At 70.4% G+C, this 21,183-nt stretch carries 19 protein-coding genes and 1 pseudogene; 11 read left to right on the top strand and 9 right to left on the bottom strand.

Annotated elements, in window-relative coordinates; translation table 11 throughout:
• Positions 1–42: 42 nt before the first annotated feature.
• Positions 43–657: pseudogene (locus tag ACZ7OY_RS33465) on the top strand (GNAT family N-acetyltransferase).
• A gap of 164 nt (positions 658–821) precedes the next feature.
• On the top strand, positions 822–1,634 hold the full coding sequence (locus ACZ7OY_RS33460) for a hypothetical protein (protein ID WP_471914927.1): 813 nt from the start codon (positions 822–824) through the stop codon (positions 1,632–1,634).
• Between the two features lie 90 nt (positions 1,635–1,724).
• Here the strand turns inward: ACZ7OY_RS33460 and ACZ7OY_RS33455 are convergent, their stop codons facing one another.
• The 4 genes from ACZ7OY_RS33455 to ACZ7OY_RS33440 form a co-directional block, all read right to left on the bottom strand.
• Positions 1,725–2,105 carry an antibiotic biosynthesis monooxygenase family protein gene (locus tag ACZ7OY_RS33455; RefSeq protein WP_471914926.1) on the bottom strand — a complete coding sequence of 127 codons (381 nt, stop codon included), beginning with the start codon at positions 2,103–2,105 and terminating at the stop codon, positions 1,725–1,727.
• Positions 2,106–2,358: 253 nt separating this feature from the next.
• Positions 2,359–3,660, bottom strand: a complete 1,302-nt coding sequence (locus ACZ7OY_RS33450) for a type III PLP-dependent enzyme domain-containing protein (protein WP_471914925.1) — start codon at positions 3,658–3,660, stop codon at positions 2,359–2,361.
• A 214-nt stretch (positions 3,661–3,874) separates the two neighbouring features.
• Complete coding sequence (locus tag ACZ7OY_RS33445; protein WP_471914924.1) at positions 3,875–5,512, bottom strand: PucR family transcriptional regulator; 1,638 nt, start codon at positions 5,510–5,512, stop codon at positions 3,875–3,877.
• Positions 5,513–5,665: 153 nt separating this feature from the next.
• Positions 5,666–7,333: a beta-1,3-glucanase family protein gene (locus ACZ7OY_RS33440; protein ID WP_471914923.1), complete on the bottom strand. Its 1,668-nt coding sequence runs from the start codon at positions 7,331–7,333 to the stop codon at positions 5,666–5,668.
• 326 nt (positions 7,334–7,659) lie between these two features.
• Here ACZ7OY_RS33440 and ACZ7OY_RS33435 point away from each other — a divergent pair, with 326 nt between their 5' ends.
• On the top strand, positions 7,660–8,430 hold the full coding sequence (locus tag ACZ7OY_RS33435) for a Type 1 glutamine amidotransferase-like domain-containing protein (protein ID WP_471914922.1): 771 nt from the start codon (positions 7,660–7,662) through the stop codon (positions 8,428–8,430).
• A gap of 52 nt (positions 8,431–8,482) precedes the next feature.
• The gene (locus ACZ7OY_RS33430; protein WP_471914921.1) at positions 8,483–9,169 is read left to right on the top strand and encodes a 2-phosphosulfolactate phosphatase; all 687 of its coding nucleotides are present in this window, start codon (positions 8,483–8,485) and stop codon (positions 9,167–9,169) included.
• A gap of 46 nt (positions 9,170–9,215) precedes the next feature.
• Here ACZ7OY_RS33430 and ACZ7OY_RS33425 read toward each other — a convergent pair whose 3' ends face one another.
• Together ACZ7OY_RS33425 and ACZ7OY_RS33420 are read right to left on the bottom strand one after the other, a co-directional pair.
• Positions 9,216–9,605 (bottom strand): hypothetical protein, encoded by a 390-nt coding sequence (locus ACZ7OY_RS33425; RefSeq protein WP_471914920.1) that lies wholly within the window; start codon positions 9,603–9,605, stop codon positions 9,216–9,218.
• Positions 9,606–9,684: 79 nt separating this feature from the next.
• Positions 9,685–10,056: a ClpX C4-type zinc finger protein gene (locus ACZ7OY_RS33420; protein ID WP_471914919.1), complete on the bottom strand. Its 372-nt coding sequence runs from the start codon at positions 10,054–10,056 to the stop codon at positions 9,685–9,687.
• A 179-nt stretch (positions 10,057–10,235) separates the two neighbouring features.
• On the opposite strand from ACZ7OY_RS33420, the gene ACZ7OY_RS33415 reads away from it, so the two are divergent.
• Both ACZ7OY_RS33415 and ACZ7OY_RS33410 read left to right on the top strand, forming a co-directional pair.
• Entirely contained in the window at positions 10,236–10,511 is a 276-nt protein-coding gene (locus ACZ7OY_RS33415; protein ID WP_471914918.1) for a hypothetical protein, read from the top strand.
• A 119-nt stretch (positions 10,512–10,630) separates the two neighbouring features.
• Complete coding sequence (locus tag ACZ7OY_RS33410; RefSeq protein ID WP_471914917.1) at positions 10,631–10,984, top strand: hypothetical protein; 354 nt, start codon at positions 10,631–10,633, stop codon at positions 10,982–10,984.
• A gap of 81 nt (positions 10,985–11,065) precedes the next feature.
• Here the strand turns inward: ACZ7OY_RS33410 and ACZ7OY_RS33405 are convergent, their stop codons facing one another.
• Positions 11,066–11,725, bottom strand: a complete 660-nt coding sequence (locus ACZ7OY_RS33405; RefSeq protein WP_471914916.1) for an NADPH-dependent FMN reductase — start codon at positions 11,723–11,725, stop codon at positions 11,066–11,068.
• Positions 11,726–11,921: 196 nt separating this feature from the next.
• On the opposite strand from ACZ7OY_RS33405, the gene ACZ7OY_RS33400 reads away from it, so the two are divergent.
• From ACZ7OY_RS33400 to ACZ7OY_RS33380, 5 genes are all read left to right on the top strand, one after another.
• Positions 11,922–12,497 (top strand): TetR/AcrR family transcriptional regulator, encoded by a 576-nt coding sequence (locus tag ACZ7OY_RS33400; protein ID WP_471914915.1) that lies wholly within the window; start codon positions 11,922–11,924, stop codon positions 12,495–12,497.
• 136 nt (positions 12,498–12,633) lie between these two features.
• Positions 12,634–13,428 (top strand): SDR family NAD(P)-dependent oxidoreductase, encoded by a 795-nt coding sequence (locus ACZ7OY_RS33395; protein ID WP_471914914.1) that lies wholly within the window; start codon positions 12,634–12,636, stop codon positions 13,426–13,428.
• 304 nt (positions 13,429–13,732) lie between these two features.
• Complete coding sequence (locus ACZ7OY_RS33390) at positions 13,733–14,440, top strand: DUF4232 domain-containing protein (protein WP_471914913.1); 708 nt, start codon at positions 13,733–13,735, stop codon at positions 14,438–14,440.
• Positions 14,441–14,638: 198 nt separating this feature from the next.
• Positions 14,639–16,360: an LCP family protein gene (locus ACZ7OY_RS33385; protein ID WP_471914912.1), complete on the top strand. Its 1,722-nt coding sequence runs from the start codon at positions 14,639–14,641 to the stop codon at positions 16,358–16,360.
• Positions 16,361–16,611: 251 nt separating this feature from the next.
• Complete coding sequence (locus tag ACZ7OY_RS33380; RefSeq protein WP_471914911.1) at positions 16,612–19,194, top strand: amino acid permease; 2,583 nt, start codon at positions 16,612–16,614, stop codon at positions 19,192–19,194.
• Positions 19,195–19,272: 78 nt separating this feature from the next.
• Here the strand turns inward: ACZ7OY_RS33380 and ACZ7OY_RS33375 are convergent, their stop codons facing one another.
• Entirely contained in the window at positions 19,273–19,626 is a 354-nt protein-coding gene (locus tag ACZ7OY_RS33375) for a hypothetical protein (RefSeq protein ID WP_471914910.1), read from the bottom strand.
• 226 nt (positions 19,627–19,852) lie between these two features.
• Positions 19,853–21,049 (bottom strand): alpha/beta hydrolase, encoded by a 1,197-nt coding sequence (locus ACZ7OY_RS33370; RefSeq protein ID WP_471914909.1) that lies wholly within the window; start codon positions 21,047–21,049, stop codon positions 19,853–19,855.
• Between the last annotated feature and the right edge of the window lie 134 nt (positions 21,050–21,183).

Here is a 21,183-nt window from a genome sequence, read left to right as displayed (position 1 = left end):
GCCGAGTTGCTCCGGCCGCGACCCCCCGATACCGTCCCGCCCATGCCTGCTCGGACTCCGCTGCCCCACACCCTCACCGGCCGTCACGTACGCCTGGAGCCCCTCACGACGGAGCATCTCGGCGACCTCTTCGAGGCGGGCGGCGGTGACGAGGAGGTGTGGCGGTGGCAGGGCGGGCCGGCGCCACGGACCCAGGCGGAGCTGGGGGACAAGCTCACCACGCTGCTCGAGGCCGCCGAGCAGGGCGCATACGTTCCCTTCGCGGTCGTCCACCGCGCCACCGGCCGGGCCATCGGCTGGACCACGTACATGGACATCAACGTGGCCGACGAATGGCTGGAGATCGGTTGGACGTGGTACGGGCGCGCGTACTGGCGCACCCCCGTCAATACCGAGTCGAAGCTGCTTCTGCTCACCCATGCCTTCGAAGACCTGGGCATGGGACGCGTGCAGTTGAAGACCGATCACCTCAACCACCGCTCGCAGGCCGCGATCGCGCGCATCGGGGCGCGCCGCGAAGGCGTACTCCGCCGCCACCGCCGCCGCCCGGACGGCACCTAGCGGGACACGGTGTACTTCTCGATCCTCGCCGACGAGTGGCCCGCGGCCAAGGAGAACCTGACAGCCCGCCTGGGAGAACGCGACCACGCCGGATAGGGCCTGTCCGGCGGCTGTCCGTCGGGCAGTCCCGTACCAAGGCCTGAGGCGGGGCCCGAGGAGCCAGAGGGCCCGGTACCGCCGCGCATCGCGCATCGCCACATCAACTGTATTTTCTGTTATGCCAATTGACACAACATCACGCCTGCGTCTAGCTTCGTGCCATGCCCGAGACAAGAGGGCGGGGTCGCCCCCGCAAGAACCCTCAGGCGCTGGCTCGTTGGACTCCGCCGGAGGGCTGGTCCCGGCTGGTGGCATGGGTCTCGCCCGAGGAGAAGAAGGCTCTCAAGCGCGTCGCGGTCGAGGCCGAGGTGTCGGTGGCCGATCTGGTGCGCTCCCTGGCGGGCGGACTGGCCGCGGGGGTGATCGACGCGGAAGAACTCATCCGACAGGTCCGAAAGGGTATGCAGGTCATGGAGAAGATCCCCACCTTGTTCGAACGGGACGACCGCTTCCGGGTCGTCGACCGGCCGCGCGCCGAATGCGCATGGGTCTTCGCGGGCGAGGGGACTCCGACCGAGAAGCTCGACGGCACCAACGTCCGGCTCACCGTCCGTTCCGGCCGGCTGGTACGGGTGGAGAAGCGCCGAAACCCCAGCAAGGCGCAGAAGCAGCAGGGCATCGTGGACGGCTGGTACGTCGACACGGACGAGTACGCGGCCGACGACAAGTGGATCCTGGCCGCCGCCCGCAACACCGACGTCTCCGGCTGGCCGGACGACGAGCACCCCTGCGAGGCGCTGGGCCCGCGCATCCAGGGCAACGCGCTGGCACTGGACGACCACCTGTGCGTGCCGTTCAACCTCGAGATCCCGATCTACCAGGACGTGCCGCGCAGTTACACGGGCCTGCGGGACCTCCTCGACAAACTCGAGAGCAGGTACGCCCCGGGGCACCTGGCCGAGGGAATCGTGTTCCACCACCCCGACGGGCGCCGCGCCAAGATCAAGCGCAAGGACTTCCCGCAGAGCAACTGACGCTTACCACGCCTGACTCGGTGCCACCGGGGACCACCCGGCGGCACCGCGGTCAGAACGGGATGCCCGACCTCAGGGGGCCTGGACCGGTCAGCCCGCTGTCACGCTCCCCGGCGCCTCCGCCCGTCTGAACCCGTGACTGCGCTCCACCTTCGCCACATGCAGGGTGTAGCTCTCGTACCACTGGTCCCGCCCGCGCTGCTGCGCCGCGCGGTGCTCGGCATGGGTCCGCCACTGCGTGAGGGCGTCGGCATCGCGGAAGTACGCGACCGTGATACCCAGCCCGCCAGGGGTCTGTGCATGGTCCATCCCCAGGTACCCGGGAACGTCCTTCACCAGGTCCTCCATGCGTGCGTTCGTCTCGCCGTAGCCGCTCTGGTCCTGGGTTCGCACAGTGGTGAAGACGGCTGCGTAGTAAGGGGGTTCAAGGGCCTCGAAGGGCTCGACAGGTGCTTCCGGATGATCGCTCATGGCGCCACCGTAGGGCGGGATGCGCCCTGCGATCCAGCGTCTTTCCCGACGACGCCTCAGCGCGTGCGCACCCATACCGCCGGCAGACCCACCACGGCCGTGCCGGCTCCATAGCACGCGCCCCGGAGGAACTGGGTGGCCGCGACGCGCCGCCGTCGCAAGACCCACCGGGCGACGTCGCACGCCGGCCTGCCGCCGTACGTCCCCGTGGTGGACAGTCATCGTCCGACGGTCCCCCGTCGGCTCGAGGGTGTCACCGGCCGACCCCGGCCGGGACCGGGTGGCCGGCCTGTGCGGGACGGAGCAGCCGGAAGGTGACCCGGCCGTCGGCATCGATGCGGGCGCCGTGCACGGCCGGTTCGGGCAGGCTGTTGTAGTGGAAGGGCGTGGAGAAGTAGTACGCACCGGTGTCCGGGACGACGACGAGGTCGCCGACGTCGAGGAGGGGCAGGGCACGGTCGCGTGCCAGCAGGTCACCGGCGAAACAGCACGGGCCCGCGACGTCCTGGTGCACGGGCCGGCCTTGCTTGACCCGGCCACGGGGATCGTGGGCCTCGACCCGCAGGGGCCAGGCATCGGGGGCGAACGCCGTCCGCGTGGCGACCTGCGCTCCCGCGTGGGTGATGGCGATGGGACGCCCGCCGACGGTCTTGGTGTACTCGACGTACGCGGCCATGAACCCGTTCTTGGCCAGCACCGAGCGGCCGAACTCGGTGACGATCTCGTACCGGCCCGAGAACAGCGCCGGTGCCTGCGCGCGCAGGTGGTCCACATAGGTGTCGAAACCGGGCGTCGTCTCGTCGCTGTCGAAGTTGACCGACAGCCCGCCCCCGACGTCGATGCCGGTGACCTGCCGGCGGCCGAGGCGGGTGTTGATCTCCTCGGCGAACTCCACCGCCGTCGCGACGCCCCGGGCGATCAGGTCCGGGGGGCAGCCCTGCGAACCGACGTGCGTGTGCAGCCAGGTGAGCCAGGGGCGGTCCCGGTACGCCTCGATCAGTCGTCGCCGGTTGCCCTCGTCCGCCAGCGGGATGCCGAACTTCGAGGTCGCGGTGGCCGTGCTCATGGCGCCGATCGAGCCGGCGCCGATCTGCGGGTTGATGCGCACACCGAGCCGCGAGTCGGAGGAGCGGGTCGCCAGGATCTCGTCCAGCCGGGCGAGTTCCTGGAAGCTGTCCGCGTTCACCGCGACCCCCAGGTCCAGTGCCCAGGCCAGTTCCTGCCGGGTCTTGGCCGGGGAGTCGAACACGATGCGGGCGGGGTCGAAGCCCGCCTCCAGCGCCTGGGCGAGTTCCCCGGCACTGGCGACCTCGCAGCCCATGCCGCTGCGGCGCAGTTCGTCGAGCACGGGCACCAGGCAGTTCGCCTTGGCCGCGAACGCGTGCAGCACCCGCAGGGAGTCGGGGAACGCCCCGTGCAGGGACGCGACGGTCTCGTTGACGCCGTCGAGATCGACGAACCCCGCCAGCAGAGCCGTCTCGGGGTCCAGGAGTCCCTCCTGGACCGCTGCCCGCAGAATCCGCTCACGCCGGTCGGCCCTGTCGTGACCACTCACGCCGCACCCTCCCTGGGTCGAGGTCTGACCGCCCCTCGGCCTCCGTGGGGCGGACCACCAGCGTCCCGTCGCGGCGGTGCGGGTGTCTTCGTCGCCGGTCCCGGTCTTCCGCCGGGTGACTCTCACCGTGGAGCGAAACCGCGGGCCCGACGCGGCCCGCGTTGTGCGCGGGCACGAAGGAACCGTCCGTTCTTCGTGGCAAACGCCCGAGCGCTCAGGTCTCCCGGCCGTCGCGTTCGAGAAGGCGCAGTTGCAGTTCGGCGAGGAGACGGGCGTCCGGGCTGCGCAGGTCGAGCCCGGACACCTCGGTGATCCTGCCGATCCGGTGGCGCAGGCTGTTCGCGTGCACCCCGAGCGCCCGCGCGGTGTCCGGCACATGACCGAAGTGGTCGAGGTAGGCCCGCAGGGTCCGCACCAGGGTGCCCCCGCCCTGGCCCGCGTCGTACGCGATCAGACGTGCCACCGGTGTCTCCGGTGCCAGGGCCGATCCCGTCAGTCTGTCCAGCATCTCGTTGAGGGCGATCGTCTCGGCGACCTCGTCGGCGCAGGCGACGCTGCGCTGCTCTCCCGGCGCGAGCAGGGCCCGTAGCACCAGGTCAGCCGACCTGCGGGACGCGGGCAGGTCCGCCAGGGTCTCGACGACCGTGCCCAGGCCGATGCGCGGGTGCGGGCCGAACACGTCGCCCACCTGCCGGACCAGTGACCTCCCCAGCCGGGCAACCTGTTCGACGGCCCGCCGCGGGTCCTCGTGCAGCGCGCCCACCAGGACCAGGGCTCCCTGGTCGACCGGTATCACCACCGGTGTGAGGCCGTTCGCGCCGCAGCACACCGCCAGCAGGGCGCACAGTCTTCCGGTCTCCTCCCCCTTGGCGGCGTCTCCGGGGCGCACCGCCAGGACGGCGCAGTGTCCCTGCGCGGCGATCCCGGTGAGTTCGCTCAGCGCGCCGGCCGATCCCCGTCCGTCGAGCAGCGCACGGGCCGCGTCCTCGACCAGCCGGGCGTGGGTACGGTGCGAGCGGTGGTGGAGCAGATGTGCGGCGGCCACCCGCGCCGCCGAGCGCAATGTGTCGGAGGCGTGCGGCGGGAGGTCGCCGCCCGCGGCCGCCACCCAGATCGAGCCCAGGATCTCGCCGCCGGCCCGCACCGCCACGACCAGCCGTTCGGGATTCTCCCCGTGGGCCGGCCGGTGGATGACGTCCCCCGAACCCCACAGCGCCCGGAAGAACCCGGCCTCCGCCATGGCGGCCACACGCCACTGCGGCACCCGGCGGCCCAGGATCGTCAGCCGCCGCATCTCGTCCACGTCCTCCTTGGTGGACGAGTACGCCAGCACCCGGGACTCCACGTCCTCGATGGTCACCGCGCCGCCGACCAGGACCGCCAGCGCGTCGGCCAGCCCGTCCAGGTCACCCGGCGGCACCGCCGGGTCGGCGGGGACGCCGCACAGGACCAGACCGGCCCGCAGCGCGCCGACCAGCTCGGTCCAGCCGCACCACGCCGTACGCAGGAGCACCGCCAGGCCGGCCTCCTCGGCGGCCGCCCACAGTGCGGCCGGGGGCCGCCCCGACCTGCCCTGTCCGAAGACCACCGCGGCCGCTCCCGCGCCGGCGGCCTCGCGTACGACGTCGACGGCTGCGGCCGACTGCGGGTCGATGCCCACGGCCAGCAGCACCTGTCCGCGCGGCTGCCCTGGCTCGAGCGGGTCGAGCATCATGACGCCCTCGACCACCGCCCCCAGGCCGTGCGCGGCCGTGCTCGGCTCCAGGGCGCCGGCTCCCATGACCGACAGCAGTCTGTCCACCGTCGGCCTCGCCGCGGCGGCGTCCTGCTGCTCGACGATGCTGTTCGGCACCCTCCGGCCCCCCGTCACGGTCGGTCAGTCGCGTGACGGTGAGTTTACGAGCACTCACCGGTGTGCCGCGCGGCGTCCCCCGGATCCCGGCCGGACCGGCAGTGGTGCGACCGTCCTCGTGGGACGGTCGCACCACTGCCGTGGCGCCGGAGGTCAGCCGGTGAAGGTGAACCAGTTGATGTTGGTGAAGTCCGCGCCGCTGCCCGTCGAGAAGACCAGGTAGACGTCGTGGACTCCGGTGGCGGAGGCGACGATGTTCGCGGGAACGCTCTGCCAGCTCTGCCAGCCGCCGCTGCTGGCGAAGTTGATCTCGGCGATCTTCGTGCCGCCGGTGCTGTCGAGCCGTACCTGGACGGAACCGCTGACCCCGGCGGCCGCACCCGACGCCAGCCGGGCGATGAACTGCTTCGGGGAGGCCGAACCGAAGTCGACGCCGGAGAACTTCAGCCAGTCACCGTTCCCGATGTAGCCCACATCGCTGCCACCGCCGGTGTCGGTGCAGCTCTCGGTGGTGGTCCCGCTCTGTGCGGAGTAGGACTCGGCCTGGATGGTGCTGTAGGCGCTGACGGCGCCCGAGCCGCCGCCCGAACCCCCGCCGGTGCCGCCGGCTCCCAGGGTGATGCTCCACGAGGTGGGCGCCCCGTCCTGGATGTGCCCGTCGACGGGTGCCGAGCCGGTGGGGCCGACGTCGTCGTAGGGGAAGGCGTAGCCGATGCTGGCGTACTTGTGGACCAGCCGTGCGTAGTGGTTGGTGATCGGGTCGGTGTAGTACTGGGCGGGTGTCACGCCGTCGGGGTTGTTGTTCCCGCCGGAGACCAGCAGCGAGCTGCGGTTGATCGCGGCGGCGAGCCGGGCGGCGATCGCCCCGCGGGCGTCCCCGCCGGAGTTGTAGAGCGGACCGGACGCGCAGCCGAAGATGTCGACGGCGCTGGGCTTGGTGAACGGCACGCCGTTGGTGTTGAGACCGGCGAAGACGATGGCGTTGCCGGAGACGGTGCCGGTGTAGGAACCGATGCTGCCCTGGCCGTTGATGGTCAGCGGGGTGGTGGCGTAGTGGCTCCAGACCCGGTTCAGGTAGTCGTTCCAGTAGCCGCCGAAGTCCACCGGCGAGTGCGCGGGCGCCATGACGCGCAGCACCCCGCCGGAGGAGTCGGTGACCACCAGCCGGTCCCAGGGGGCTCCGTCGGAGGCGTGCTGCGTCTGGAGGCCGGAGGCGATGGAGGCGAGGGCGCCGGCGGGCAGCGGGCTGACCGTCTGGGTGCCTCCGCTGCCGGTGCTGGCCATCGAGATGGGCAGCGCGACCATGTCGACGTAGGAGATGTTGGCGTAGAGGTTGGCGCTGTTGAACGTGAACTCGCAGAACGTCCAGTTGGTGGCCCAGTTGGGGTCTGAGCTGACCAGGGCGGGCTGCACCACGCCGGGCACGGTGCCCGGGTTGACGAAGAACTGGAGTTTCTTCCCGACCGAGAACCAGACGCGGCCGCCGATGATGTAGTCGGTCAGGGTGACGGTCTTGGCAGCCGAACCGGAGGCGCCCAGCGCGATGGAGTAGTCGGCGATGGGGGTGACCGGGGACGACGGGTTGGGCAGCCGGTTCAGGGCGCCGTTGGCCGAGACGAAGACCGGCCAGCCGCTGCTGTCGGTGCCGGATATGTAGGCGTAGACGGTGTCGTAGCCGGAGTTGTTCGCCAGTTTGACGGGAAGCGAGGCTCCCGCTGCCGCCGCGGCGGAGGTCAGCGGCGAGACCGGCGAGAACGGGCTGAGCGCAACCGCACCGGTGGCGGCGCCGGCTGCGGCGAGGAAGGAACGTCGGGAAACCACAGTGGGGCCCTCCCAGAGGGAGTGATGGTCCGTCAACTGCATGACGGTTGGGGGGTGTTGTGTCATGGGGAGTTCTGTGCGGACGCTATTGGACTGGACCAATAACGTCAAGGTTACGGAACCATTACGTCCACGCGACAGCGCCCGCACTTCTCCTGCGCCCTCGCGACCGACGTCCGCGCGGCCGAAGGGGCAGGCGGTGTCGCGACCGGTGCCGGTGACGACCGGTGCGACCGGAGCATTCGGCCGACTGCCCATTGCGGACGCAGTCGGCAACCGCTCATGGTTCAGGCTGTCGCTGTCCGCGCGTCAAGGCGGGCCCGTCCGTGGCTACCGCTCCCACCCGTCGGCTCATCCTCCTCGGCGGAGGCTTCTCCACCGAGGACGACGGCGCGCTGGACGACTGGACGCTCTCCCACGTGGGCGTCGCGCAGCCCAAGGTGTGCTTCGTGCCGACGGCCAGCGGTGACGCTCCCGCCTACGTCGAGCGATTCCTGACCGCGTTCGGGTCACGCGACTGCGAGCCCGGCGTCCTGACCCTGTTCCGCAGGGACCTCGACGACGACGCCCTGCGGACGTTCCTGCTGTCCCAGCACGTCGTATACGTAGGCGGCGGCAACACCGCGAACCTGCTGGCGGTCTGGCGCGTGCACGGTGTCGACCGGATGCTTCACGAGGCCTACGACCGCGGAACCCTCCTATGCGGGATCAGCGCCGGCGCCAATTGCTGGGCCGCAGGCTCCCATACCGATTCGTTCGGACCGCTGACGTTCCTGCCGGACGGATTGGGCCTGTTGCCCGGCTCGGTCTGCCCGCACTACGACAGCGATCCGGGCCGCCGCTGCTCCTACCAGGAAGCCGTGGCAGCCGGCTCGCTCGCCGACGGCTGGGCCCTGGATGACGGCATCGGAGCCCTCTTCACCGACGGTGCGCCGACGGAGGCGGTGACCCGGACGCCGACCGCCCGGTTGCACCATGTACAGGCGGACGGAAGGGGCGGCGCAACGGTGCGGACCCTGCCCTGCCGCTCGCTCGGCCATGACGATGCAGAAGTACGCGCCACAGAAGCCGAGTTCACTCCACCCCCGCCGATGTGACGCAGGCCTCCATCTCGGCGCTTCACGTCGGGCGTGCGCAATCATCATCTGCATGGAAGCTCGTTTCCTCGGTATCGCCGAGCTCACCGATGCCCCGCCCGTGGCGGTCGTGGTCGACGTCATGCGCGCGTTCACGGTGGCGGCCTGGGCCTTCGCCCAGGGGGCGGAAAGGATCGTTCTTGCCGAGTCGCTGGACCAGGCCCTGGCGCTCAAGGCTCGTCACCCGCACTGGGTGGCGATCAAGGACGGGCCGCCCGCCCCCGGGTTCGACGCCGTCAACTCGCCGGGCCTGCTGCGGTCCCTCGACCTGACCAGACGGACCGTGGTCCAGAAAACCACGGCAGGGACGGTCGGCGCGCTTGCCGTCAAGAAGGCGTCACTGGTGCTGTGCGCCGGCTTCGTGGTGGCGGAGGCGACGGCTCGGCTCCTGCGGACCCGCGAGTGCGACCGGGTCACGTTCGTGGTCACCGGCGAGGAAGGCCGGGCCGAGGAGGATCTGGCATGTGCTCAATACATCGCCGGGAGAGCCATCGAGACCGAGACGGACGCCGCCGCGTTCCTCCACCGCGCCGCCGTGTCACGCGCCGCGGTCGAGCTGACGGAGGGCGTGCGTCAGGGAGTCCACCCTGACGACGTCGCACTCTGCCTGGAGGTCGACCGCTTCCCCTTCGCCATGGTGGCGACCATGGAGGACTCGCTCATGACCCTCCGCCCGCATCCCGCACCCACGCCCGCGTGAGCTTCGGGGAGTCGGCACCTCGTCGGGCCGGCAGCAGGTCAGGCCGTCAGTCGCCTCCGCGCCGGCCCTCATGAGCCTGTCCGTACTCCCCAACAGGGCAGGACCAACTCCCCCGTTGGCCTGGATCTTCCCAGACAACCGTGTCCGCCACCAATCTCGGCGTGGCAGGCCTCTCGGTACCCGGCACTACAGGCAGCCCGACGGCATACAGCTCGACATAGGCGTCCGGGATCCGATAGGCCATCTCGTAGAGAATTTCCGCCCGTGACGCCGCCGGGTCCACGGTGAAGCCCACGCCCATCCCCGACTCGTCCTCGACCAGGATTTCAACGTAGCCTTGCCCATTCGGGCCGGAATACGTGATGGAGGGTGTCGCATCGATGGCCACCGACAGATCACGTACGACCAGATCGACAAGATCCATCAGGTTCGACATGGACGGCTCCTTCGAAGTCGAGAGCGTGGCCTTCCCGGACGGACCGATCGCGTGATCGAGGTCCGTGGACGGTCCGCCCTCACTCCTCCCCGGAGAACCGCCCCCAGGCCGACTGGCGGGTGATGCCGAGCGCCTCTCCGATCCTGGCCCAGGTCACACCGCGTCGCCGCAGCTCCATGACCCACCTGCGCAGATCGGCCTCGACCTGGTCGGCGGCGGCCGCGACCCGGGGCAGCCGGGCCAGCATCTCGGCGTCGGTCAGGTCGCCCCACATCGGCATCCGCTGCTCGGTCGGGGCCGGGTAGTACTCGGCCACGATCGAGGCGGCCAGGTCCACACACTTGTCGCAGATGTGCACTCCGGGACCGGCGACCAGTTTGGCCACCTCCGCCTCGGGCTTGCCGCAGAACGAGCATGCCCGGCTGTCGTCATCCATCGCCTCCGCGGGCATGGAGCCCCTCCTCCGACCGCGACCTGGCTGTCAGGTCTATCCTGACAGCCAGCGTATGCATGTCAGGACTACCCTGACAAGCACGGGCCGCGCGGACAGTGCAGCTGGGGTGGGAGGTCGTTCCGCCACGACCCGGACGACCCCACCCCCGCCCTTGGCGGCCCCTTCCCACCCGCGCCGTGTGCCCGCGCGACATCAGCAGCCTGGAGGCCCGAGGGGACGCACTGACCTTCGCCGGGCCGCCGTTGACCGAGCCCGTCGACATCGTCGGACCGGTCTCCGCGGGGTTGAGCGTCTCCACGGGCACCGTCAACGTCTGTGACGGACTGGGGCGGCTTCGCACGGACGGGGCGGAACCGTCGTTGATCACCGTGCCGATGGGGGCCGCCTTCACACCGGTGCGCCTCGCCCGCCACGCCGACTCGACACTGCTGCCGACTGCCGGCGCGAGGTGACTCGGCCTTGGTCCATACTCTGGGTCGGCGACCTTGGGGAGGGCATGTTCATGCAATACAGCGGTCGGGGTGCACGAGCCGTCGCACGAGCAGCGGCCGCTGTCGTCGCCGCTGTCCTGATGAGCAGTTGCTCTTCGGGCGAGCCCGCGCAGGCCAAGGAGTGGCAGGAGGACTACTGCGCCAAGCTGGGCTCCTGGCAGGACGCCAGGCACGCCACGACGGCCGACGCGACGGACACCGGCGGCGGTGACGGAGAGCCCGCCCGAGCGCCCGAGTCGGACAGCCTCGGGGCAGCCGAGACGTTGGCCATCGCCGCCGCGAAGAGGCTCGCCGGGGAAGGCCTCGAGCACGGCGGCGGCCACATCCGCGACGACACCGTGTACGCCGTCGGCGGCGACGCCGGAGCCGAGCGTCGCGCGGTGTCCTACTGCGACAGCTCGGGATTCGAGACGCTGGTCGATTCGGCCGGCTGACCCCGGGACCGCACGGACTCGGCGACTCCGGCCACGGACCGCCTCGCGGCCGGCGCCGTCACCCCGCCCGGCCGGCGGACCTCATTTCTCCGCCCGCTGCGTGACGTCCGCTTCGGTGCGGTCGCCCAGGAACTCGTACCAGCGGCGCTCCAGGCACACGTAACGCACGTCCGCCTCGACGAGGCCGAGGAATCCCGACACGGTCTCGGCGAGCCGTTCGTGCAGCCCCGCGTCGGACAGCCGGCCGTCCTCGGCGAAGGCCTGGTAGCTGTCGGCCAGGCTGAACATGTCCGGGTAGACACGGGTGCCCAGATGCTCCAGCGGAACCCGCAGCGCCCACAGCCCGCGGTTCCCGCCCACCAGGGACGGCGAGGCGGACACGAGCATGGCGTGCTTGGTCTTGAACGGCTGCGGCCGGATGCGGGAGACCCAGTCGATCGCGTTCTTCAGCACGCCCGGCACGGAGGCGTTGTACTCCGGGGAGGCGATGACGAAGGCATCGCTGCGGTCCAGCCGCTCGTGCAGTGCCAGGGCGCCGGGCGGCAGCCCCTCGGCCGTCTCCACGTCACCGTCGTACGAGGGCATGTCGAAGTCGCGCATCAAGGCGAGGTCGGCGTCGGCCCCGGAGTCGGAGACGAGCCTGGCCACCAGGGAGGCGAGACGGGCGTTGACCGAGTCGGTCCGCAGTGACCCGGCGAATACCAGCACCCGCAGCGGGCCGGGACGCGTGTCGGAGGTCATGACAGTCCTTCCATCGCAGGCACACGCCTCCCGCGAGGCGCTCACGCAACGAGTGTGATCGGGAAAGAGCCACCGTGCGACCGACACGCAGGACCGCGAACGGCCTCGTCCCCGGCGCTCCGGCGAGGCGAGCCTCGGCCGGAGCGAGGCCGTCATACTTGATTGACTAATCCAGAAAGCGCGCTAGGCTGGCCGCATGGCACGCACCAGGGAGTTCGACATCGACCAGGCGGTGGACCGCGCCATGGACCTGTTCTGGCGCCGCGGCTACGCCGAGACGTCCCTGCAGGACCTGCTGAAAGAGCTGTCCATAGGCAGCGGGAGCTTCTACGCGGCCTTCGGCTCGAAGGAGCAGCTCTACCTCCGCTCCCTGGAGCGCTACACCTCCCTCCAGGGCGACGACCTGGAGAAGGCCCTCGGCGAAGCCCCCGAGATCCTGCCCGGCGTCCGCAAGGTGCTCGCCGCGCTGATCGAGGCGGACCTGGCCGAACCCACGCGCGGCTGTCTCGTGGTCAACGCCTCCACCCAGTGCGGCGACCTGCCCTCGGCGGCGGACCGCGTCACCACCGCGATCCGGCAGGTCGAGTCCTTCCTCGCCGGTGCCCTGGAGCGGGCACAGACACGGGGCGAGCTCTCCCCGGAGAAGGACCCGAGAGAACTGGCCCGGTTCCTCACCACGTTCATCCAGGGAATCAGGGTCGTCGGCCGGGCACGCATGGGACGGGAGTTCGCGCAGGAGGCCCTGTCGGCCGCGATGCGCGTACTGGACTGACAGCCACCGGGACCTCCCGCCGGGCCGGGACGGAGAATCCCCGTCCGCGACCACCGCCACCAGCACCGACTCCGCGACCGCTACCGCGGAAAGTCGTACCTCGATTATGTATTAATCATTCCAGAAAGGGATCGTCATGGAACTTCAACTCAAGGACAAGGTCGCCGTCGTCACCGGGGCCAGCAAGGGGATCGGTCTGGCCGTGGTCGAGAGGCTGGCCCGCGAGGGAGTCAAGGTCGTGGCCGGCAGCCGCTCCTCCACCCCCGAACTGGACGCCCTCGCCGCCGAACACGACGTCACGATCGTCCCGGTCGACCTGTCCACCGCACAGGGCGCGCAGACCCTGGTCCAGCAGGCCGTGGACCGGCACGGGCACCTCGACATCCTGGTCAACAACGTCGGCGCCGCCGAGCCCCGCGAGTCCTTCCTCAAGGTCGACGACGCCGCATGGCAGCGGATCTTCAACCTGACCTTCTTCAGCGCCGTACGCGCCAGCCGCGCGGCCCTCCCCCACCTGATCGCGGCGGGCGGCGCGGCCATCGTGAACATCAGCTCCATCAACGCCCGACTGCCCTTCCCCATGGTGGTCGACTACTCGGCGGCCAAGGCCGCTCTGACCAACCTGAACAAGTCCCTGTCCGAGGAATTCGCACCACAGGGCGTGCGCGTCAACGCGATCGCCCCCGGCCCGGTCCGTACGCCGTTCTGGACCGCGCCGGGCGGTTTCGCCGACGCCACCGCCGCGAGTGCCGGCATCACCGCCCAGGAAGCTCTGGACGTCGCCGTACCGCAGGGCATGGGGATCACCACCGGACGGATCACCGAGGCGTACGAGGTCGCCGACCTCGCCCTGTTCCTCGCCTCGCCCCTCGCCGCCAACATCACGGGCACGGAGACCCTCATCGACGGCGGCCAGGCCAAGACGCTCTGACCCGACCCCGCACCCGCCCCGCGACGAGACCGCCCAGGGCCCTCGAACCCCCGCCCGAACAGGCGGCTCGAGGGCCCGCGGCGGTTCGGCCGAACGCTCACCGGCGGTGCTCGGACGGCTCCGGTGAGCGGCGGTCCTGGGCGGACATGACCGTCTGTCACCGTCCGGCTGCGCGTGTAACAGGACTGTATTACCGGCCGGTCGGTCGGAACGGAGTGCGGGGCCGGGCCGGTCTTGCTGGTCGTCACAGACGCTCACTCGTACCGAGCAGCCTGGTCTGCCCACCGAAACCGAGGAAGTATCGATGCGCGTTCACCAGCTCACCTTCGCCGCCCTGGCCGTTGCCGCAGGTCTCTCGCTCACGGCCTGCCAGAGCGGCGCGGACGGCACGGGACAGAGCACACCGCCGTCCGCGTCCACCACCTCCTCCGCGACGGGCGGCTCGACGACGGGCGGCTCGACGACGGGCGGTTCGGACCAGGACGGCGGGAAGGACAGCGCCGGACAGGGCACGGCCGGCACGGGTTCCACCGGACAGGGCACGGCCGCCGGAAGCAGCTCCGGCTCCGGCTCCGACGCGGGCAGTACGACCACCGGCCGGTGCCACACCGCCGACCTGGAGATCACGGCGAAGGACCGCACCATCGACGGCGACCCCGACGGCACCGTCGTGGTCGAGCTGAAGAACCGCGGCGGCCGGGACTGCACCCTGTCCGGGTACGCGGGCGTCGACCTGAAGACGAATGCGGGGTCGCTGTCCGCGCAGCGCACCGGTGACCCGGCCCCCTCAGCCGTGCTCAAGAGCGGACGGTCCACGGCCTTCGGCATCAGCTACCCGCTCAACACCTCGGGCGGCTCCGGTGTCCGCATCACGGGTCTGCTGGTGACTCCGCCCAACGAGACCAGGACGGTCGCCCTCGCCTGGCCCGGCGCCGGCAGCCTGCCCGTCACGGAGGGCGGCGGCATGCCCGTCAAAGTGGGGCCGATCGGCAGCGCCGGCCAGGGCGGCTGACCCGTACGTCCGCAAGCCGGACCGGAAAGTCCACCCCAAGGTCCATGCGCAGTGGGTCTGTTGTCCACCTCCCGAGTACAACCATCCGCCGCAATCGGACGTCTGAACGGATGCCCCGGGATTGGCCGCGGGGCGGATCCGGAATGGGCCGGACGGCCGGACCTCGTCGCAGGGGCGGCGCAGTACAGACGGAGGACCGTGGACACGCAAGGCGGCAGGAACATCGACCCCGCGGACCAGTGGGTCCTCGACCCGGAGACCGGTGAGTACCGGCTGCACACGCACGCCGGCGACGCCCCGGCCGCCACGGTGCCGGAGCAGGGCGGGCGTCGCGCACGCCGCGAGGCGGAGCGGCGACCCGCTCCGGAGCCGGGCGAGGGCGCCCACGACGACGGCGGTACGGGCGAGGGCGCCCGCCGCGGCGGCGCGGCGAAGTCCCGGAAGGCCAAGCGGTCCACGAAGCGCAGGGTCCTGGTGTGGACCGCGGGCACGCTGGGTTTCGTGCTGGTGGCGGGCGCCGGAGGGGCCTATCTGCTGTATCGGCACTTCAACAACAACATCAACACGGTGGACGTCGGCGACGCGGGCAGCAAGAACGCGACCAGCGACGACGCGGTGAACATCCTGGTCATCGGCACCGACAGCCGAATAGGCCTGGGGGGCAAGTACGGCGACGCCGGCAGCGTGGGCCACGCCGACACCACGATCCTCTTCCATGTCGCGAAGGACCGGTCGAACGCGACGGCGATGAGCATTCCCCGCGACATGGTCACCGGCATCCCGGACTGCCCGACCAAGCAGAAGGACGGCTCCACCAAAACGATCAAGGGAACGCCCCAGGCGTCGTTCAGTCCGCGTTTCAACGAGAGCCTCGGCCAGGAGGGCCGCGACCCGGGCTGCACCATGCGGACCGTCTCCGAGATCACCGGTCTGCCGATCGATCACTTCATCCTGGTCAACTTCGAGGCCGTGAAGACGCTCTCCACTGCGGTCGGCGGCGTACCGGTCTGTCTCACGCACCCCATCGACGACACCGACGAGCGGGGTCAGGGCTCCCATCTGCATCTGTCCGCCGGCCCGCACACGGTCCAGGGCGAACAGGCGCTGCAGTTCGTCAGGACCCGTCACTCGCTGAAGAACGGCAGCGACCTGGACCGCATCGACCTTCAGAAGCAGTTCCTGGGTTCGATGATCCGCCAGATGAAGTCCGGCAACACCCTCACCGATCCCACGAAGCTCTTCAAGCTGGCGAACGCGGCCACCAAGTCGCTCACCGTGGACACCGGCATCGGCGGCGTCGACAAGCTCACCGCGCTCGCCAAGGATCTCAACCGGGTGGATTCCGAGCACATCACCTTCACGACGTTGCCGGTCGTAGACAATCCCGCGGAGGGGAAGAGCCACCGGACCGTCGTGATCGACCAGACCAGGGCGCCCGCGCTCCTCACGGCGATCAAGAACGACGTCTCGCTGACCACGGTCGCGAAGAAGCCCACGACGGCCGACTCCAAGCTCAAGGGCCCCAAGGCGGACCCGTCGCAGGTCCGGGTCACCGTCTACAACGGCGGCGGCCCCCAGGGCGCGGCGCAGACCACCTTGGAGTGGCTGCAGAACACCAAGGGCGTCGCCCACTCCACCAACGGCGGCAACGCCCCCGGGGCGAAGCAGGACCGTACGACTCTGGCCTACGCGCCCGAGCAGGCCGACCAGGCCCGGGCGCTCGCCGCGATGATGGGCCTGTCCGCGTCGGCGCTCCACCCCGCCACGGCCGCCTCCGGTTCAGGGTCCGGTACCGGTACCGGTATGACACTCACCCTCGGACGCGACTTCCACGGCCCCGGAGTGCCGCTCACCGACCCGGCCAAGCCCCCGACCGGCATCCCGCAGTCGCGCGCCGACAAGAAGGAGTGCGTCGGCTGACGGCAGACGGGGCGGGTACCTCGGCGGCGACGGGACGTACGTAAAACCGCTTCGCCGCCCGGTACGACGGTGCACGGCCGTCACCTGGGCCGTACGGTCGCGCGGCCGTCCCGCCGCCCTCGCGCTGTTGCGGAGGGATCCGCCCCGCGTTGGAATCAAGTGTGAGGCACTTTGGCGGCGCCATGTCCGCCGGCCGTCCCGCCCCCGGCTCTGGGGCCGGCCGAAAGGGACTCAAGAGCAATGCCCTTGGCATGTTCTCCTCGGTCGTCATGGCGCTGGCCTCCACCGGCCCCGCCTACAGCCTCGCCGCCACACTGGGCGTCATCGTGGCGGGGGTCGGGCTGCAGGCCCCGGTCATCACCATGCTGGCCTTCGTCCCGATGCTCCTGGTCGCGTACGCCTTCCGCGCACTCAACGCGAGCAACGCCGACTGCGGGACCACCTTCACCTGGGCCACCCGTGCCTTCGGACCACGCACCGGCTGGATGGGCGGATGGGGCCTGATCGTCGCCAACATGCTCGTCATGGCGAACCTCGCCGCGATCGCTGCCTCCTACGCCTTCCGGCTGGTGGGCCTGGACGGGCCGGCGGAGAGCCGGCTGTGGACCACTGTGGCGGGCATCCTCTGCATCGTCGGGCTGACCGCGATCTGCTACGCCGGTATCGAGGTCTCGGCAGCGGTCCAGCGCTGGCTGCTGTGCCTGGAAGTGGTGATGCTGCTCGTCTTCGCCGTCGCCGCGCTGGTCAAGGTCTACACCAGCCCTCCCCCGACGGCCATGCATGTCTCCGCCTCCTGGTTCAACCCCTTCGAGGTGCCCTCGGCGCAGGCCCTGACCTCGGGCGTTCTCGCGGGAGTCTTCATCTACTGGGGCTGGGACACCGCGTTCTCGGTCAACGAGGAGACCGTCGACAGCAACCGAGTCCCGGGACGCGCGGCGGTCCTGTCCACCGTGCTGCTCCTGCTCATGTACGCGCTGGTGTCCACCTCGGCGCAGGCGTTCGCGGGAGTCGGCACCACCGGCATCGGGCTCGCCAACCCCGACAACGTGGACGACGTGTTCGCCGGGCTTGGCGCGGCCGTGTTCGGGAGCCAGCAAGGGGGGGTCCTCCTGTCGAGACTGCTGATCCTGATGGTGCTGACCTCGGCGCTGGCCTCCGCCCAGACCACCATCCTGCCCCTGGCCAGAACCGTCTTCTCGATGGCGGTCCACAAGGCCGTCCCACCCCGGTTCGCCCGGGTCCACCGCAAGTACCTCACCCCGACCTGGGGAACCGTGGGAACGGGCGCGGTCTCGATCGCGCTGCTGGTGCTGCTGTCCTCGTTCAGCCAGAACGTCCTGGCCGACTCGATCGACTCGATCGGTCTCGCGATCGCGTTCCAGTACGGGCTGACCGGCTTCGCCTGCGTCTGGTACCACCGCAGGGTCCTCACCCACAGCCGCAGAGACCTGATCTTCAAGGGCGTGCTGCCGGGGCTCGGCGGGCTGATCATGCTCGCCCTGTTCCTCTACGCGGCCTTCGTGGTCTACGCGGAGCCCGGGTACGGGTGGACCGTCGTCGACCTGCCGCTGATCGGAGAGACCGGCGGCGTCACCGTCCTGGGTCTGGGCGCCCTGCTGATCGGCCTGCTGCTGATGCCCGTGGTCACCCGCGGCCACACCGTGGCCCTCAAACTCCAGCGGGGCCTGCTGCCGCGCGGCCTGCCGCAGCACGTCGCCGTCGACTCGGCGAGCCGCTATCAGCCCGCCGACAGCGGGGCCGGGGTGGGCGGCGACTGGTACGACGTCATCCCCCTGTCGGGCACCCGGGTCGCCCTGGTCGTCGGGGACGTACTCGGTCACGGCCTCCAGGCGGCGGCCACCATGGGACGTCTGAGAACGGGTGTGCGCGTGCTGGCCCGGATGGACCTGAGCCCGGACGAGCTGCTGTCACGCCTGGACGACCTGGTCGAGCAGACAGCGCTGGAGACCACGGTCGGCCGCGGCCCGGGGCCTCCGAAGGGCCCGGGACATCCGAAGGACCCGAGGCATCCGAAGGTACGGGCCGACGGCGCCCTGGGAGTGTCCTGCCTGTATGCGATGTACAACCCAGTCTCGGGGGGCTGCAGCCTCGCACGGGCCGGGGAGTCGGTGCTCGTGGTCATCGATCCGGGCACGGGCGTCGTCGACCATCCGAAACTGCCCCCCGGACCGCCGCTGGGGGTCGGCGGCCCGCCCTACGAGAGCATCGAACTGAAGCTCGCGCCGGGCACGCTCATCGCCCTCTTCACGGGCGGCCTCCTCCAGGACTCCGACAGCCGTGCGGCCGGACTCGCGCGGCTGTCCCACACCCTTGCCGACAACCGATCACCATTGGAACAACTGTGCGATCGAGCGGTGGACACGCTGCTTCCCGGGGCGGTGGACGAGGACGCGACGCTGCTCATAGTCCGCACCCACCTGCTCGATCGCAGCCAGTTCGCCCAGTGGGACGTCTCGACCGACCCGGAGGCGGTGGGCACCATACGCACCGCCGTCAGCAAACAGCTGCGCGACTGGGACCTGGACGATCTGGAGTTCACCAGCCAGCTCATCGTCAGCGAACTGGTCACCAACGCCATCCGCTACGGCGGGGGCCCGATCCAGGTACGCCTGATCCGCGACCGGGCACTGATCTGCGAAGTCTCCGACGCCGGCCACACCACGCCCAATCTGCGGCACGCCGCGACCGACGACGAGGGGGGCCGGGGTCTGTACATCATCGCCCAGATGACCCATCACTGGGGCACGCGCTACACCTCCACCGGCAAGACACTGTGGACCGAGCAGGACCTGCCACCGCCGGACAGCCCCTAGCTCCTCTGCTCACAGCTCCTCTGCTCATAGCTCCTCCGCTTCAGGGCCGCGCCCGCTGCAAAGCTCTGCCTGCCCGCTTCAGGGCCGCGCGCGCTTCAGGCACCGGGCCGGTACCTGGCCGCCGAGCACGATCCGCCACTGGCTCCCGCCCCCGCACTCCCGGTATGCCGAGCGCCCGCCCCGGCCGATCGCGACCGCGCACGACCGGACCTTCTCTCCCCGGCGCAGATACCGCACGAGGGGCGACACCGTTGTCGCGACCGGCCCCTCGTTCCCCGCGGGCTTGCGCACGGCGGCCTTCTGCACGGCCTCCCACGCCGACGTGCACGGCGCGGACGCGGTGGGGGCGGCGGTGGCCGGCGGGGCGGTGGACAGGGCGGTCGCCAGCAGGAAGGCAGCGGCCGTGGTGGACAGGCGTCGGGTCAGGTGCATACCGGCTCAACCTCGGCACCCACCGGACCGGTCACGGGCACCCGCCGAAGATCACTCGACGGAGATCGACCGGGCCCGGCGGCAGACGCACGCGTGACGCTTCACCGACCGGGTCGTTGAACAGTGCACCCCCCGAAACGGGCCCCGGGAAATCTGTCCCGGGGCCCGTTGGTCCGTGGCCGACGCCGGGTGAGGGGCGTGCCGACCGCGGCCCGGAGTTTTCGGGTCACACCACCACTTCGGTCAACACGCCGTCCGCATCCATGAACCAGCTGCCATGCTCGACGCCGTACACCTTCTTGCCGTCGAGCCACTTCCAGGACATGTGCTGCAAGACGTGGGCGGCCTGACGCTCCCAGACCGGATTGTGGTCCCAGCCCTGGACACGCAGCATCAGCTTGCCGGTGCCGGGGATCCCCTTGTAGAGATCCGGGACGGAGAAGTGCAGCAGTGCCCCCAGCTCCACGGGGGTGTTGGCCGTGGTGTCCTGGTCCCCGTAGACGATGCACACCGGGACGGAGTTGCCGAGCGTGGCGGCGTGCGGCACGGTGCTGTTGTTCCAGCCCCACCAGTACGAGTTGCGCCACCGCATGACGCCCTCGGGCGCGCCCGCCGTCGAGCCGCCCCACTTCCTGCCGGTGTTGTCACTGTCCATGATGGCCGACCACACATGGTCGGCCATCTCCTTGTCACTGATGGTGGCTTGGAGTGACGCCTTGCTGGTCAGGTTCATCGGGAAGCCGAAGACCGCGGGCGGATTGGACTCGGCCTGGGCGGGCACGGGCGTTCCGGGCGGTGGATCGAAGGGCGCGGCGGCCTTCGTCGACCATCGGCCGTTCGGGGGGAAGATGGGCGCGAGAAGGAACAGGCTCGACACGTCCGCGGGATGTTGCAGCACGTACGGACCCATGACGAACGCGGCCGCGGACCAGCCGATGAACGCGACCTTCTCGTTGTTGCACCGGTCCCTGATGAACTTGACGACGGTGGCCAGCTCGTCCCATTCGCTCTGGGAGTTGCCCAGTTGGTGCGCATACGTCGCCGTCGGGGAGCAGCTGGCTGTGCCGGGGTTGGTCGCCAGCAGGCCCCGCTGGGCCGGGTTGGCGTTGCAGTAGTCCTCCATCCTGGGACGAGGGGAGAGCCCGGATCCCTGGAGATCCATGACGTACACGTCGTAACCCTTGCCCGCCAGGGCCTGCGCCCAGCTGAGACTGGCGTCGGGGTTCGAGGAGCCGCCGTGCGGAGGGAGCACGAGGTCGAAGCCGGGCAGGGCCGGAACGCTCCTGCCGTGGAGCATGAGAACCGGCTTGGGGGTACCGCCGGAACCGGCGGCCTTGTACTCCCGTACGAAGAGCTCGACCTGCTCGTCGCGGTTCGCCGGGATGGTCGATCTGTGCTTGACCTTGTGATTGACAGGGGTCATGGACGGCATGAGCGCCTTCGGTGTCTGTTCGATCCAGGGAACGGTTGTTCCCTCCGTGGTCACCCTCTCCGCCGCTCCCGCGCGGTCCGGGGAGCCGGGACGGCGGGGCGCACGGACGGTGACCGATCGAGTGG

Source organism: Streptomyces sp. NPDC107559 (genome assembly GCF_055657365.1).
The sequence above is the reverse complement of the archived record's forward strand: the minus strand, read 5'-3'. Positions and strand labels throughout refer to the sequence as shown.